Genomic DNA, 14,025 nt, shown 5'->3' on the forward strand with positions numbered 1-14,025 from the left:
ATGTCGTTCCCCCTCCTGACGGTGACGGCGGCCGTCCCGGCCGTCGGCGCGATCCTCACCGCCGCCGTCCCCGCCGCGCGCCGCACGGCCGCCAAGTGGCTGGCGCTGCTCGTCTCGCTCGCCACGCTCGTGCTCGCCGCGTACGTCGCGGTCCGCTTCGAGCCCGGCGGCGACCGCTACCAGCTCACCGAGTCGCACACCTGGATCAAGGACTTCGGGGTGCGGTACGAACTGGGCGTGGACGGCATCGGGGTGGCGCTCATCGCGCTCACCGCGCTGCTGATCCCGTTCATCATCCTCGCCGGCTGGCACGACGCCGACCCCCTGGAGACGCAGTCGAAGAGGTGGCGGCCGACGCAGGGCTTCTTCGCCCTGATCCTGGCCGTCGAGGCGATGGTGATCCTCTCCTTCGAGGCCACCGACGTCTTCCTCTTCTACATCCTCTTCGAAGCCATGCTCATCCCGATGTACTTCCTCATCGGCGGCTTCGGGGACCGGGCCCACGCGGGCAGCGACGAGAACGCCGCCGCCCAGCGGTCGTACGCCGCGGTGAAGTTCCTGCTCTACAACCTGGTCGGCGGGCTCATCATGCTCGCCGCCGTCATCGGGCTGTACGTCGTCGCCGGGAACTTCTCCCTCACGGAGATCGCCGAGGCCAGGGCGAGCGGCGAGCTGGAGATGGCGGCCACCACCGAGCGGCTGCTGTTCCTGGGCTTCTTCTTCGCCTTCGCGGTGAAGGCGCCGCTGTGGCCGCTGCACACCTGGCTGCCCAACGCCATGGGGGAGGCCACCGCCCCGGTCGCCGTGCTCATCACGGCGGTCGTGGACAAGGTCGGCACCTTCGCGATGCTCCGCTTCTGCCTCCAGCTCTTCCCGGAGGCGTCGAAGTGGGCCACGCCCGCGATCATCGTGCTGGCGCTGGTCAGCATCGTGTACGGGGCGCTGCTGGCCGTCGGCCAGCGGGACATCAAGCGGCTGGTGGCGTACGCGTCGATCTCCCACTTCGGCTTCATCATCATGGGCATCTTCGCCATGACGAGCCAGGGCCAGTCCGGGGCGACGCTCTACATGGTCAACCACGGGATCTCGACGGCCGCGCTGATGCTGGTGGCCGGGTTCCTCATCTCGCGGCGCGGCTCGCGGCTCATCGCCGACTACGGCGGGGTGCAGAAGGTCGCGCCGGTGCTCGCCGGGACGTTCCTGATCGGCGGTCTGGCCACGCTGTCGCTGCCCGGCCTCGCCCCGTTCGTCTCCGAATTCCTCGTTCTGGTGGGCACGTTCGCCCGCTATCCGGTCGCGGGCGTCATCGCGACCTTCGGCATCGTGCTCGCCGCGCTCTACACGCTGGTGCTCTACCAGCGGACGATGACCGGCCCGGTGAAGGAGGAGGTGCGGGCCATGCCCGACCTCAAGGCCCGTGAGCTGGTGGTGGTCGCGCCGCTGATCGCGCTGCTGCTGCTCCTCGGGGTCTACCCGAAGCCGGTGACCGAGATCGTCGATCCGGCGGTGCGGCACACCATGTCGGACGTACAGCAGAAGGACCCCCGGCCCGAGGTGGAGGCGGCCAAGTGAACGCGAACGCTGTCCACAGCCTGTGGACGACGGCGGCCGAACCGGCAGCCGTCGACAAGATCGGGGCGCCGACCATCGAGTACACCCAGCTGGCACCCACGCTGATCGTGGTGGGCGCCGCCGTGCTGGGCATCCTCCTGGAGGCGTTCGTCCCGCGCCGGGCCCGCTACTACGCGCAGGTCTTCCTGACCATCGTCGCGCTGGCCGCCGCCTTCGCTGCGGTGGTCGGCCTCGCCGCCGGCGGCTACGGCTCCACCAAGGCGGGCATCGCCGCGATGGGCGCCATCGCGGTCGACGGGCCCGCGCTCTTCCTGCAGGGCACCATCCTGCTGGCCTCGCTCGTCGCGGTGTTCACCTTCGCCGAGCGCCGGCTCGACCCCGCCCACCACGGGCACCGGGTCGACTCGTTCGCGGCCGAGGCCGCCGCCGTACCCGGCGGTGAGCACGAGAAGGCCGCCGTCAAGGCCGGGCACACGACCACCGAGGTCTTCCCGCTGATGCTCTTCGCGGTCGGCGGCATGCTCGTCTTCCCGGCGGCCAACGACCTGCTGACGCTCTTCATCGCGCTGGAGGTCTTCTCCCTCCCGCTGTACCTGCTCTGCGCCGTCGCCCGCCGCAAGCGGCTGATGTCGCAGGAGGCGGCGGTGAAGTACTTCCTGCTGGGCGCCTTCTCGTCGGCGTTCCTGCTGTTCGGCGTCGCGCTGCTGTACGGGTACGCGGGCTCGGTCTCGTACGCCCGTATCGCCGACGTCGTCGACGGCTCGGTCACGGCCGTCACCCCGGCGCTCGCCGACACCATGGGCAACGACGTCCTGCTGCTCATCGGTACCGCCATGCTGCTGATGGGGCTGCTGTTCAAGGTGGGCGCGGTGCCGTTCCACATGTGGACGCCGGACGTCTACCAGGGCGCGCCGACGCCGGTCACCGGCTTCATGGCCGCCGCGACGAAGGTGGCGGCGTTCGGCGCCCTGCTGCGCGTGCTGTACGTGGTGCTGCCGGGGCTCACCTGGGACTGGCGGCCGGTCATGTGGGGCGTCGCCATCGTCACCATGCTGGCCGGCGCGGTCATCGCCATCACCCAGACCGACATCAAGCGGCTGCTCGCCTACTCGTCCATCGCGCACGCCGGGTTCATCCTGGCGGGTGTCATCGCGGCCACCCCCGACGGCGTCTCCTCGGTGCTGTTCTACCTGGGGGCGTACTCCTTCGTGACGATCGGCGCCTTCGCCGTCGTCACGCTGGTGCGGGACGCGGGCGGCGAGGCGACGCACCTGTCGAAGTGGGCGGGGCTCGGGCGGCGTTCGCCGCTTGTGGCGGCGGTCTTCGCGGTGTTCCTGCTGGCCTTCGCCGGCATCCCGCTGACGTCGGGCTTCACCGGCAAGTTCGCCGTCTTCAAGGCGGCGGCGGAAGGCGGCGCCGGAGCGCTGGTGGTCGTCGGCGTGATCTCGTCGGCCATCGCCGCGTTCTTCTACATCCGGGTCATCGTGCTGATGTTCTTCAGCGAACCGAAGCCGGAGGGGCCGACGGTGGCCGTGCCGTCGCCGCTGACGATGACGACGATCGCCGTGGGCGTCGCCGTCACGCTGGTGCTGGGCGTCGCGCCGCAGTACTTCCTCGACCTGGCCGGACAGGCGGGGGTCTTCGTCCGGTAGCGACGGTCGCGGGCTGCTGGAGAGCGGTCGGCAGGGTGCGTGGGCGCCCGGCCGGCCGCTCTTCCGCGTGGTGCGCCGCCGTGCCATCGTGGTGCCGACACGACGATTGGTCTGGACCAAACGGAGGTCGGTGATGCGCGGAACCACCGTGTTACCCGGGGCGAAGGAGCTCACCCAGCCATCCGGGGCGCTGCCCCTGCACCGCCTGGACGTGCCGATGCCCAATGTGATGCCGTTCGCCGTCGGCACCTTCGACACGATCGGACCGATGTCCCGGGCGTCCTTCCCGCACCGGCACACCTTCTACGAGATCGTCCACGTCACCGCCGGAACCGGCGCCCACGTCGTCGACCTCGCCCGCTGGGAGCTGCGCCCGCCACACCTGTGCGTCATCACGCCGGGCCAGGTGCACCACTGGCAGGACGTGACCGGCCTGGCCGGCTCCCTCATCCTGTTCACCGAGCACTTCCTGCTCGACCACCCCGGCGACCGGGACCTCCTGCGACGCCTGAGCGAGCGCCCCTGGCTGACGCTGGGCGACCACGCCCACGCCTGGACGTCCCGCCTGGTGGCCGACCTCGACGACGAGTACCGCCGGGGCGCCGACGGCTTCGAGACCGTGCTGCGGGCGCTGCTCCACGTCCTCGTCGTACGGGCCGCCCGGCTGGACGGCCCGGCGGCCGGAGCCGCGCCTGGGGCCGCGGCCGAGGCCCCCGGGGGCGACCGCGCCCGAGCGGTGGCCGGGGAGTTCACGCGGCTCATCGCGGGCGCCACCGACCCGGACCTGTGGTCGGTGCACGCCTGCGCCCGCCGCATCGGGGTGACCTCCGGCTACCTCGCGGAGGCCGTCAAGGCCGCCACGGGCCGGACCCCCGGGCAGCTCCTCCGCGAGGCCCGTACACACGAGGCCAAGCGGCTGCTGGCCCGTACCGACCTGACGGTGCGCCAGGTGGCGCTGCGCGTCGGCATGGCGGACCCGGCGTACTTCTGCCGCTTCTTCCGACGCGAGACGGGCGTGAGTCCGGGTGACTTCCGGCGCGGCGGCGATATTCACCACGACCACCGGATCGAGTCCATCGCCCCGCCCGGGCGGCCCGCATAAGTTCGGTGCCGATCCCACGACCGCCCCCCACGAGGAGGAGCAGGCATGGCAGAGATCCCCGGGCGCCCCAGCCGCAAAGCGGTGCTGCGCGCCGCGGTCACCGCCGGCATCGCCGCACCCGCGGCGCTGATGGGCGTACCGGCCCTGGCCCGCACCATGACGGCCTCCGCGGACCCGACGGCCGCACTCGAACCGACACCCACCTGCGACGACGGCGACGACCCGACCCCGCCGCAGATGGAGGGCCCGTACTTCAAGCCCAACTCCCCCCGCCGCACGTCCCTGGTGGGACCGACCACCCCCGGCGTACGCCTCAGCCTCACCGGGTACGTCTTCGGCCTCTCCTGCCGGCCCCTCGGCGGCGTCCTGCTGGACTTCTGGCAGGCCGACGTCAACGGCGCGTACGACAACACCGGTTTCCGCTTCCGGGGCCACCAGTTCACCAACGCGCAGGGCGCGTTCACGCTCACCACCATCGTGCCGGGCCTCTACCCGGGCCGGACCCGGCACCTCCACGTCAAGGTGCAGGCGCCCGGGCGGCCCGTGCTCACCACGCAGCTGTACTTCCCGGGCGAGCCGCGCAACAACACCGACCCGCTCTTCGATCCGCGTCTGCTCATGACGGTGCGCGGCACCGGGGGCGCACGCGAGGCGGCGTTCGACTTCGTCGTCAACGTGCCCTAGGCGCAGCCGGCCTCCGGGCCCTGCCCTGCCTTGCTCGGGCCGGGCAGGGCCCGGATGTGTCTAGCGGGCGGGCGTGATCCGGCCCGTCACCTCGCCCAGCGCGACCTTCACCCCGTCCGGGCCGGGCGCCCACGCGGTGAGCGTGACCTCGTCGCCGTCCTCCAGGAACGTGCGCTTGCCGGCGGACAGTTCGATCGGCTCCTGCCCGTTCCAGGTGAGCTCCAGAAGCGAGCCCCGCTGATGGACCTCGGGGCCGCTGACCGTGCCGGAGCCGTACAGGTCGCCCGTACGGAGCGAGGCGCCGTTCACGGTCATGTGGGCCAGCTGCTGGGCGGCCGTCCAGTACATCGTGGCGAACGGCGGCTCGGCGACGACCTCCCCGTTGATCCGCACCGTGATGTGCAGCTCGAAGCCGCCCGGCTCCTCCTCCGCGCTGTCGTCCAGGTACGGCAGGACCGGGAAGTCCCGCGCGGGCGGCGCGACGCGGGCGGCGTCCAGCGCCTCCAGCGGCGTGACCCAGGCGGACACGGAGGTGGCGAAGGACTTGCCGAGGAAGGGGCCCAGCGGCACGTACTCCCACGCCTGGATGTCGCGCGCCGACCAGTCGTTGAGGAGCGTCAGCCCGAAGACGTGGTCGCGGAAGTCGCCGAGCGCGACCGGCTCGCCCAGCCCGGACGGCGTACCGACGAGGAAGCCGACCTCGGCCTCGATGTCCAGCTTCACGGACGGCCCGAAGACCGGCGCCGGATCGGCGGGCGCCTTGCGCTGGCCGGAGGGCCGCGTGATCTCGGTGCCGGAGACCACGACCGTGCCGGAGCGGCCGTGGTAACCGATCGGCAGGTGCTTCCAGTTGGGCGTGAGCGGCTCGCCGTCCGGGCGGAACATCCGGCCCACGTTGGTGGCGTGGTGCTCGGAGGCGTAGAAGTCGACGTAGTCCGCGACCTCGTACGGCAGGTGGAGCGTGACGTCGGCCAGGGGGTGCAGCAGGGGTTCGATGTCGGCGCGGTGGGCCGGCACGGTGACCCAGGCGGTCAGGGCCCGGCGGACATCGCGCCAGGCGGTGCGGCCCGCGGCCAGCAGCGGGTTCAGGCTGGGCTGCGCGAGCAGCGCCGCGTACGGCGAGCCCAGCGCCAGGGCCGCCGCGCCCGCGTCCAGGACGTGGTCGCCGATGCGGACGCCGAGCCGGCGGCGGGCGGGCTCGTCGGCGGTGCTGAAGACGCCGTACGGGAGGTTGTGCGGGCCGAAGGGGTCGCCTTCGGCCAGGTCGAGCGGGCTGTGCTGCTCGGACTGCTCGGGCATCGGTGCTTGCCTCGCTTTCCACGTGTGTGGGGGACACGTTACGACGGTGCCGCGGTGATCATCCGGCCGTAGGGCCCTTGCGTCTGACCCAGGTGCGGTGGAAGAGGACTTCCGGGCCCTGGGCGCAGACGACCTCGTCGGTGGTGACGACGTGGCCGGCCTCGTAGGCGGTCTCGGAGCGGGTCTCGACGGTGACGTTCCACAGCTGGTCCGGGTCCGGGCGGTGGAAGCGGAACGTCCGCTCGGCGCGGCTGCGGGCGGAGAGCGGGTCGCCGTCGGTGACGGTGTAGGTCTCCACGGCGTTCTCGCCGAATTCGAGGCCGTCGGGGTGGACGCGCGTACCGCCGGCGCCGGCGCCGTCACCGCAGGGGGCGTTCGCCTCCAGGCGCCACTCGCCCCGGGCGACGTCCCGGACCAGCAGCAGCGCGGGGCGCTGCGCGTCGTCGAGGGTGGCGGGGTGGCGGACGCCGAGCTGCTCGGCCTGTTCCGGCGGCTCGAAGGCCACGCCGTCGTCGCTCGCGGGCGTGCGGAGGGGGAGTTCGAGAGCGCTGCCGGCCGGGTCGAGCGTGAAGCCCCCGGCCTCCGGGTGCGGCCGGACCCAGGGCCAGTACGCGGACGAGACCGCGAGCCGTACGCGGTGCCCGGGCGCGAAGGCGTGGGCGGCGGGGCCCAGGTCGAAGACGTACTCACCGCCCGGCCCGGTGGCGGAGGCGCCGCGCGCGATGAGGGTGGAAGCGCCGCCGGGCGCCACGTCGCAGAGCCGGGCGATCACCTGCGCGCGCTCGGCGGGGGCGTGTGGGCGCACGGCCAGGGTGACCCGGGGGCGGCCGAGGATCTCGACCGGTGGGCCGTCCTCCGGTACGGGGAAGTCGAAGCAGGCCGAGCAGGCGTCGTCGGCGCGCTGGTCGGGCGGCAGGTCGGCGTCACCGCCGCGGGGAACCGGCCGTCCGGCGTCCAGGCCGGTGTGGAGCGGCGAGCGGACGGCGACGGGCGGGCCCTGGAGTGCGTACGCGACCGGTGTGACCCGCGGCGACGGCCAGGCGTCGTCGCCCGCCCAGCGGCCCGGCAGCTCGGGCGGCGCGGTCGCGGGCGGGTGGGAGGAGCTGATCCAGGAGCGCAGGAGCGGCGCGGCCATGACGTCGTTGGCGGTGCCCTTGAGGTGGTGGTCCCACCAGCGCAGGGTCTCCTGGAGGAAACCGATCGCCGGCCCGGGCGGCAGGCCCTGGTCCGGGTACTGGAGCGGCCAGGGCCCCAGGATGCCGCGTACCCGGTCGCGCGGCAGGCGCTCCACGAGCCGCAGCACGGTGTCGCGGTGCGGGGCGTGCCGGCCGCCGACGGCGAGGACGGGCACGGCGATGGCCTCCGGCTCGTACGGCGGGAGCCCGGGCTCGCCGGCCGGGTCCAGCGCCTCCAGGCGGGCCAGCCACATCGCGCGCCACAGGTCGCCGACGTAGTGCGGGTCCGGCGGGCAGGCGGCGCGGGCGAGCCGGGCGCCGTGGCCGTGGTCGTACCGGGTGTTCTGCGGGGCGTCGTCCTCGGCGCAGACGGCGACCACCGCGCCGAGCGGGCCGGAGGCCGGGGTGGCGGCGGGTGAGGGGAGCGCGGCGGGTGAGGGGAGTGCGGCGAGGCGGAGGGCGGTGGTCGCGCCGGGGCCGATGCCGATCATGCCGACGCGGCCGCTGCACCACGGCCGGTCCGCGAGCCAGTTGAGGACCTCGGCCGCGTCCGCGAGGTCCTGCGTGAGCTTCGGCACGCCCTCGCTGTTGCCGTACCCGCGCGCGTCCACCCGTACCGAGGCGTAGCCGTGGCCCGCGTACCAGGGGTGGCGCTGCGCGTCGCGGGCGGCGGTCGCGTCGGTCAGCCGGTCCGGCGCGTACTCCAGCAGCGCGGGCACCGGTTCGTCCGTCAGCGGCCGCCAGATCCGGCCGTACAGGCGGGTGCTGTCCGGCAGCGCGATCCGGACGTCCTCGTGGGTCGTCTCGTACGGGAAGGAGGTGCGGAAGCGCATGGAGAGGCCTCACGGAGTTCCGAAAAAAGCGCATATTGGCTGGCAAATCTACCCATCCCGAACATACCGGGGGTGGCGGGAAGGCGCCCATGGTGATCGAAAGGCGACCGGATACGCTGACTTGAGTGAATCCAGCGACACATCGACAATCCGTGTGATCGTCAGCAGACAGGAGATCTCCTCGTGACCGCAGTCGGGCCGTTCGGGCTGAGCGTGCGGGACCAGGCTCTTGAAGCCGATGTCCAGACCGGATTGGCGGCGGTCGAGGCCGGGCTCCTCGATGCCTGCAAGAGCGACGTGCCGTTCATCACGGAGGCCGCCCAGCACCTGGTGCGGGCCGGGGGCAAGCGCTTCCGTCCGCTGCTCGTGATGCTCGCCGCGCAGTTCGGCGACTCGTACGCCCCCGGGGTCGTCCCCTCGGCCGTCGTGGTCGAGCTCACGCACCTGGCGACGCTCTACCACGACGACGTCATGGACGAGGCCGACGTGCGGCGCGGGGTGCCCAGCGCCAACGCCCGCTGGGGCAACTCGGTGGCCGTCCTCACGGGTGACTTCCTCTTCGCACGCGCCTCACACATCCTGGCGGACCTCGGGCCGGAGGCCGTACGCATCCAGGCGGAGGCCTTCGAACGCCTGGTCACCGGACAGATCCTGGAAACGGCCGGCCCGGGCGACGGGCGCGACCCCGTCGAGCACTACCTCGACGTCATCGCCGGCAAGACCGGCTCGCTGATCGCCGTCTCGGGCCGCTTCGGCGCGATGATGTCGGGCGCCGACGAGCGGGTCGTCGACATCCTCACGCAGTACGGCGAGCGCCTCGGCGTCGCCTTCCAGCTCGCCGACGACCTGCTGGACATCGCCTCCGACTCCCACGAGTCCGGCAAGACGCCCGGCACCGACCTGCGCGAGGGCATCGCCACGCTGCCGGTGCTGCACCTGCGCGCGATGGCGGCGGCCTCGGGCGAGGCGGCGGACCACGAGCTGGTGGCGCTGCTGGACAGTGACCTCACGGACGACGAGCGGCACGCGGAGGCCCTGCGCCGGCTGCGCGTCCACCCGGCGCTGGAGCTCGCGCGCCGGGACACCATCCGGTACGCGCAGGAGGCGCGGGCGCTGCTGGCGCCGCTGCCCGACTGCACCGCGAAGGCGGCGCTCGAGGAGCTGTGCGACCTGGTGGTGCACCGGGCGGGCTAGTGCCCGTGCGCGGGGCTCTCAGGGTCCGGGTCATCCTTCAGCAGTACGGAAGTTGAGCCCGGGGGCTGACGCCTCCGGGGCGCCGCCTTGGTCAGATGGATCCAGATGGATCGCTGACCACGGAGGTAGGCACACATGGCACCGAACGACAGCGCACGGAACGAGAGCGCGGGGCGCCGGACCATGGCGCGGTACGCCGTTCCGGTCGCGGTGGCGGGGGTGGCGGCGGCGACGATCGGGCTCGTCCCGGCACTCGCGGCGGCCGGGGACCCCGAGCTGCCGGAGATCACGGCACAGCAACTGGTGGAGAAGATCGCCGCCTCGGACGTACAGCGCCTGTCCGGCACGGTGAAGGTCACCGCAGACCTGGGGCTTCCGTCGCTCGGCGCCCTGGGAGGCGCCGGCGGTGACGAGAGCGGGAAGCTCATGGAGCTCGCCTCGGGCACGCACACCCTGAGGGTGGCGGCCGACGGCCCGGACAAGCAGCGGCTGACCTTCGTGGACGACGCCGCCGAGTACAGCCTGATACGCAACGGGAAGGACGTCTGGGCCTACGACGGCGCGTCGAAGGAGGCGGTCCACTCCTCGGAGGCCAAGCAGGGCTCCGGCACGGCTCCCGACCACGAGGTGCCGGCCACCCCCAAGGACCTCGCCGACCAGGCGCTGAAGGCCGTCGACGACACGACCTCGGTGACGGTCGACGGCACCTCCCGGATCGCCGGGCGCGACGCGTACCAGCTGCTCATCAAGCCGAAGCAGAGCGACTCGGGCTCGACGATCGGCTCGATCAGGGTGGCGGTGGACGCGGAGAAGGGCGTGCCGCTGAAGTTCACGCTCATGCCGAGCGACGGCGGCAAGGCGGCGATCGACGTCGGCTTCACGAAGGTCGACTTCGGTACGCCGGCGGCCTCGACGTTCGCGCTCCCGCAGGGCGCGAAGGTGACGGAGGCGCCGCAGGAGGCGCAGGAGCCGGCGGGGGAGAGGGTGCCCGAGGAACTCGCGAAGGGATTCGAGGGCCTCGCGGACCTCGAGGGCGGTCTCAAGGTCATCGGTGAGGGCTGGACGACCGTCGCCTCACTGAACGCCCCGGGCGGCGAGGCGGCCGCGGACGGCAAGGCAGCCGCGGGCCGCGAGGAGATGCCGGCGGAGGCGGGTGCCTTCCTGGACGCCCTGGGCGACAAGGTCTCGGGCAAGTTCGGCACCGGAACCGTCTTCAAGACCCGGCTGGTGAACGCCCTGCTGACGGACGACGGCCGGCTGTACGCGGGCGCCGTCACCCCGGAGAAGCTTCTCTCCGTGGCCAACGCCGAGAAGTAGCCGCGCGCGTCGGGGCCGTACGTGGGTGGCGGGTCCGCCGCCCACGTACGGCCCCTTCGGCTTCAGAACGTGAGCCGGAAGGCGTTGATGTAACCGGTGTCCTGGGCCGCCACGTCCTGCGCCCGCAGCTTCCAGGCGCCGTTCGCGGCCTCGCTCGACGCGTCGACGGTGTACGTCGTCTGGATGTTGTCCGCCGAGTCCGAGGAGCTGGAGTTCTTCAGACGGTATGCCGTGCCGTCCGGGGCGACGAGGTCGAGCACCACGTCCCCGCGCCAGGTGTGGACGACGTCGACGCCGACGCGCAGCGCGGCCGGGGCGTTGCCGGTGCGGCCGGAGACGGTGACCGTCGAGGTCACGGCCGGGCCGTTGTCCGGGATGGCGACGTCGGCGGTGTTCTCGTACGTGTCACCGGTCGGCGGCGGCGGCGTCCCGGCGGACAGCGTCCACACGGCGTGCGCCAGCGCGTCGCTGTTCCGGTCGAGCGCCGTGTCGTTGATGTTCGCCGTGGTGTCGCAGGACGAGTGGTAGCAGCGGTCGAAGGCCTGACCGGCGGTGCCGCCCCACTTCTGCGCCTGCGCGCTCGTCTTCGTACGGCTCGCGCCGGTGAACAGCCCGCCGACCGGGATGCCGACGTTCTTGAAGGCGGCGTGGTCGGAACGGCCGTCGCCCTCGGTCTCGATCTCGGTGGGCACGCCGAGCCCGGCGAAGTAGTCCTTGAAGGTCTTCTCGATCGTCGGGTCGTCGTCGTAGACGAAGTAGCCGGGGTTCGGCGACCCGATCATGTCGAAGTTGAGATAGCCCGCGATCTTGGCGCGCTCGGTGCTCGGCATGTTGTTGACGTGGTACTTCGAACCGACGAGGCCCAGTTCCTCCGCGCCCCACCAGGCGAAGCGCAGGTGCTTCGCGGGCTTGTACTGGGCGCGGGAGACGGCGAGCGCGGCCTCCAGGACGGCTGCGGAACCGGAGCCGTTGTCGTTGATTCCGGCGCCGGAGGAGACGGAGTCGAGGTGGGCGCCGGCCATCAGGACCTGGTTGGCGTCGCCGCCGGGCCAGTCGGCGATGAGGTTGTAGCCGGTGGTGCCGTTGTACGTGAACTGCTGGACGGTGGTGGTGAACCCGGCGGCGTCCAGCTTGCCCTTGACGTAGTCGATCGACGCCTTGTAGCCGGGGCGGCCGTGGGCGCGGTTGCCGCCGTTGGCGGTGGCTATGGACTGGAACTGGGCGAGGTGCGCCTTGACGTTGGCGACGGGTATGTCGGGCGCGGCGGCGGCAGCGGCAGCGGCCGTCGGCGGGGCGGAGGTGGCGGGGGCCGCCGTGGCTATCAGCCCGGCGACGGCGAGTGCCGCGGCGGACGCGGCGGTTCCTCTGGAGAGCTTCATGTGGGGGCTCCGGGATTCCGTACGGGGATGGAACGGAACGTGCGAGACGCCCCGCGGCCGTGGTGGCGCGGGGCGCTGGAGCTTCTGGTGCGGCGTGCGTGCTGAATGTTCAGCGAGACGTTGACTCGACGTCAAGAGCGTGTTCCGGACACAGGTGTTCGATGACCGGACGCTTCACGTCGCCATCGGTTACGGGGCGGTTCCGCCGGTTGCCCCGCGTGCCGCTCACCCTTCGCCCCGAGATACCTCGACGCGGCCCGGCACCGCCCCGCTACGCCGCACGCCTTGTCCGGATGCCGGACACCGGCCGAATCCCGTTAAGGGGTGGGCTTTTGGTCCTGCCGCACGGGTCTGGCGATTCCGCCGAGGGCGGCCGCGGCGGGGGCCGGGGGCCGGGGGGCGTCAGCCCCCGCCCGACGGGGGGCTGGGGGCGGAGCCCCTCGGTGGGGGAAGGGGCGGGTGGGGGAACTCAGAGCCGCGGCGCCCTGTCCTCCGGCACCCGCGCCGCCACTGCCTCCTCCGGCCGCGCCCCGGCCGCCGCCTCTGCAGCCTCCTCCGCCGCCTTCGCCTTCGCCAGGCGCAGCGCCTCCGCCCGTGTACGCCGCGATGTCCGCAGCGCGTCCCACGTCAGGACCGTCAGCGCCAGCCACACCAGCGAGAAGCCCGCCCACCGCTCGGGCGGCATCGCCTCATGGAAGTACACGACCCCCAGCAGGAACTGGAACACCGGCGCCAAGTACTGCAGCAGCCCCAGCATCGACAGCGGTACCCGTATCGCCGCCGCGCCGAAGCAGACCAGCGGCGCGGCCGTCACCACGCCCGTCGCGGCGAGCAGCGCCGCGTGCCCCGCGCCCTCCGCCCCGAAGGTGAGCGTGCCCTGGGAGCCGAGCCACACCAGGTACGCCATCGCCGGCAGGAACTGGATCGCCGTCTCCGCGGCCAGCGACTCCAGGCCGCCGATGTTGACCTTCTTCTTCACCAGGCCGTACACGGCGAACGAGAAGGCGAGCGTCAGCGAGATCCACGGCGGCCGCCCGTACCCGAACGTCAGGACCACCACCGCCGCGAAGCCGGTGCCGACCGCCGCCCACTGGGCCGGCCGCAGCCGCTCCTTGAGCAGCAGGACGCCCATGGCGATCGTGACGAGCGGGTTGATGAAGTAACCGAGGGACGCCTCCACCACATGGCCCGTGTTCACGGACCAGATGTACAGGCCCCAGTTGACGGTGATCACGGCCGCGGCGACCGCGATCAGGCCGAGCTTCCGCGGCTGCCTCAGCAGCTCGCGCATCCAGCCCCAGCGGCGCAGGGCGAGCAGGGCGATGCCGACGACGGCGAGCGACCACACCATCCGGTGGGCCAGGATCTCGATGGCGCCCGAGGGCTTCAGCAGGGGCCAGAAGAGGGGGACCAGGCCCCACATGCCGTAGGCCGCGATCCCGTAGAAGAGCCCCGCCCGCTGATCGCCGCCACCGCTTTTCGCCGCCACTGATCGCCTCCTGTCCCGACCGCCCCTGCCCTGCCACGCCCTGGCCTGGCCTGCTGAAGAAAGGTAGCGCCGGGCGGGCCGCCCTGTCATGTCCGTACCGGGATACGGTCATGACGTACGGGCGGGTGCCGCAGCGGGGCCGCCCCGTACGCGGGCAGGGAAAAGGGGCGCCCTCGGGAGGACGCCCCTTCCTGCGTGCACGGCGACGGCCGTGCCCGGCTGTCTCTATCCGACGACCGTCCAGGTGTCGCCGCCGGTCAGGAGTGCGGCGAGGTCGCCCTTGCCCTTGTGTTCGATGGCGGTGTCGAGCTGGTCGGCCATTTGTGTGT

At 72.5% G+C, this 14,025-nt stretch carries 9 protein-coding genes and 1 pseudogene; 6 read left to right on the plus strand and 4 right to left on the minus strand.

Annotated elements, in window-relative coordinates:
• The 4 genes and pseudogenes from ACZ42X_RS31440 to ACZ42X_RS31455 form a co-directional block, all read left to right on the plus strand.
• Positions 1-1,572: an NADH-quinone oxidoreductase subunit M gene (locus ACZ42X_RS31440; protein ID WP_468297253.1), complete on the plus strand. Its 1,572-nt coding sequence runs from the start codon at positions 1-3 to the stop codon at positions 1,570-1,572.
• Complete coding sequence (gene nuoN / locus ACZ42X_RS31445; protein ID WP_468297256.1) at positions 1,569-3,224, plus strand: NADH-quinone oxidoreductase subunit NuoN; 1,656 nt, start codon at positions 1,569-1,571, stop codon at positions 3,222-3,224. Before ACZ42X_RS31440 ends, nuoN begins: the two co-directional genes overlap by 4 nt.
• A 133-nt stretch (positions 3,225-3,357) precedes the next feature.
• Entirely contained in the window at positions 3,358-4,326 is a 969-nt protein-coding gene (locus ACZ42X_RS31450) for a helix-turn-helix transcriptional regulator (RefSeq protein WP_468297259.1), read from the plus strand.
• A gap of 45 nt (positions 4,327-4,371) precedes the next feature.
• Positions 4,372-5,007: pseudogene (locus ACZ42X_RS31455) on the plus strand (dioxygenase family protein); the annotation flags it as partial.
• Between the two features lie 63 nt (positions 5,008-5,070).
• Here the strand turns inward: ACZ42X_RS31455 and fahA are convergent.
• Both fahA and ACZ42X_RS31465 read right to left on the minus strand, forming a co-directional pair.
• Positions 5,071-6,309, minus strand: a complete 1,239-nt coding sequence (gene fahA / locus ACZ42X_RS31460) for a fumarylacetoacetase (RefSeq protein WP_468297262.1) — start codon at positions 6,307-6,309, stop codon at positions 5,071-5,073.
• Between the two features lie 58 nt (positions 6,310-6,367).
• Complete coding sequence (locus tag ACZ42X_RS31465; RefSeq protein ID WP_468297265.1) at positions 6,368-8,317, minus strand: CocE/NonD family hydrolase; 1,950 nt, start codon at positions 8,315-8,317, stop codon at positions 6,368-6,370.
• Positions 8,318-8,500: 183 nt separating this feature from the next.
• On the opposite strand from ACZ42X_RS31465, the gene ACZ42X_RS31470 reads away from it, so the two are divergent.
• Together ACZ42X_RS31470 and ACZ42X_RS31475 are read left to right on the plus strand one after the other, a co-directional pair.
• Positions 8,501-9,511 carry a polyprenyl synthetase family protein gene (locus tag ACZ42X_RS31470; RefSeq protein ID WP_468297268.1) on the plus strand — a complete coding sequence of 337 codons (1,011 nt, stop codon included), beginning with the start codon at positions 8,501-8,503 and terminating at the stop codon, positions 9,509-9,511.
• A 135-nt stretch (positions 9,512-9,646) separates the two neighbouring features.
• Positions 9,647-10,828, plus strand: coding sequence for a LolA family protein (locus tag ACZ42X_RS31475; protein WP_468297271.1), 1,182 nt, complete (start codon positions 9,647-9,649; stop codon positions 10,826-10,828).
• 62 nt (positions 10,829-10,890) lie between these two features.
• On the opposite strand, the gene ACZ42X_RS31480 is transcribed toward ACZ42X_RS31475, so the two are convergent.
• Entirely contained in the window at positions 10,891-12,207 is a 1,317-nt protein-coding gene (locus ACZ42X_RS31480) for a M28 family peptidase (protein ID WP_468297273.1), read from the minus strand.
• Between the two features lie 469 nt (positions 12,208-12,676).
• On the minus strand, positions 12,677-13,630 hold the full coding sequence (rarD, locus tag ACZ42X_RS31485) for an EamA family transporter RarD (RefSeq protein ID WP_468297284.1): 954 nt from the start codon (positions 13,628-13,630) through the stop codon (positions 12,677-12,679).
• Between the last annotated feature and the right edge of the window lie 395 nt (positions 13,631-14,025).

The organism is Streptomyces sp. NPDC030862 (genome assembly GCF_055571835.1).

What these genes read in the sequence shown, in the direction of transcription:
- ACZ42X_RS31465 (WP_468297265.1), bottom strand. Translation starts at nt 8,317, where the DNA reads ATGCGCTTCCGCACCTCCTTCCCGTACGAGACGACCCACGAGGACGTC.
- ACZ42X_RS31440 (WP_468297253.1), top strand. Translation starts at nt 1, where the DNA reads ATGTCGTTCCCCCTCCTGACGGTGACGGCGGCCGTCCCGGCCGTCGGC.
- rarD (WP_468297284.1), bottom strand. Translation starts at nt 13,630, where the DNA reads ATGTGGGGCCTGGTCCCCCTCTTCTGGCCCCTGCTGAAGCCCTCGGGC.
- ACZ42X_RS31450 (WP_468297259.1), top strand. Translation starts at nt 3,358, where the DNA reads ATGCGCGGAACCACCGTGTTACCCGGGGCGAAGGAGCTCACCCAGCCA.
- ACZ42X_RS31475 (WP_468297271.1), top strand. Translation starts at nt 9,647, where the DNA reads ATGGCACCGAACGACAGCGCACGGAACGAGAGCGCGGGGCGCCGGACC.
- ACZ42X_RS31480 (WP_468297273.1), bottom strand. Translation starts at nt 12,207, where the DNA reads ATGAAGCTCTCCAGAGGAACCGCCGCGTCCGCCGCGGCACTCGCCGTC.
- fahA (WP_468297262.1), bottom strand. Translation starts at nt 6,309, where the DNA reads ATGCCCGAGCAGTCCGAGCAGCACAGCCCGCTCGACCTGGCCGAAGGC.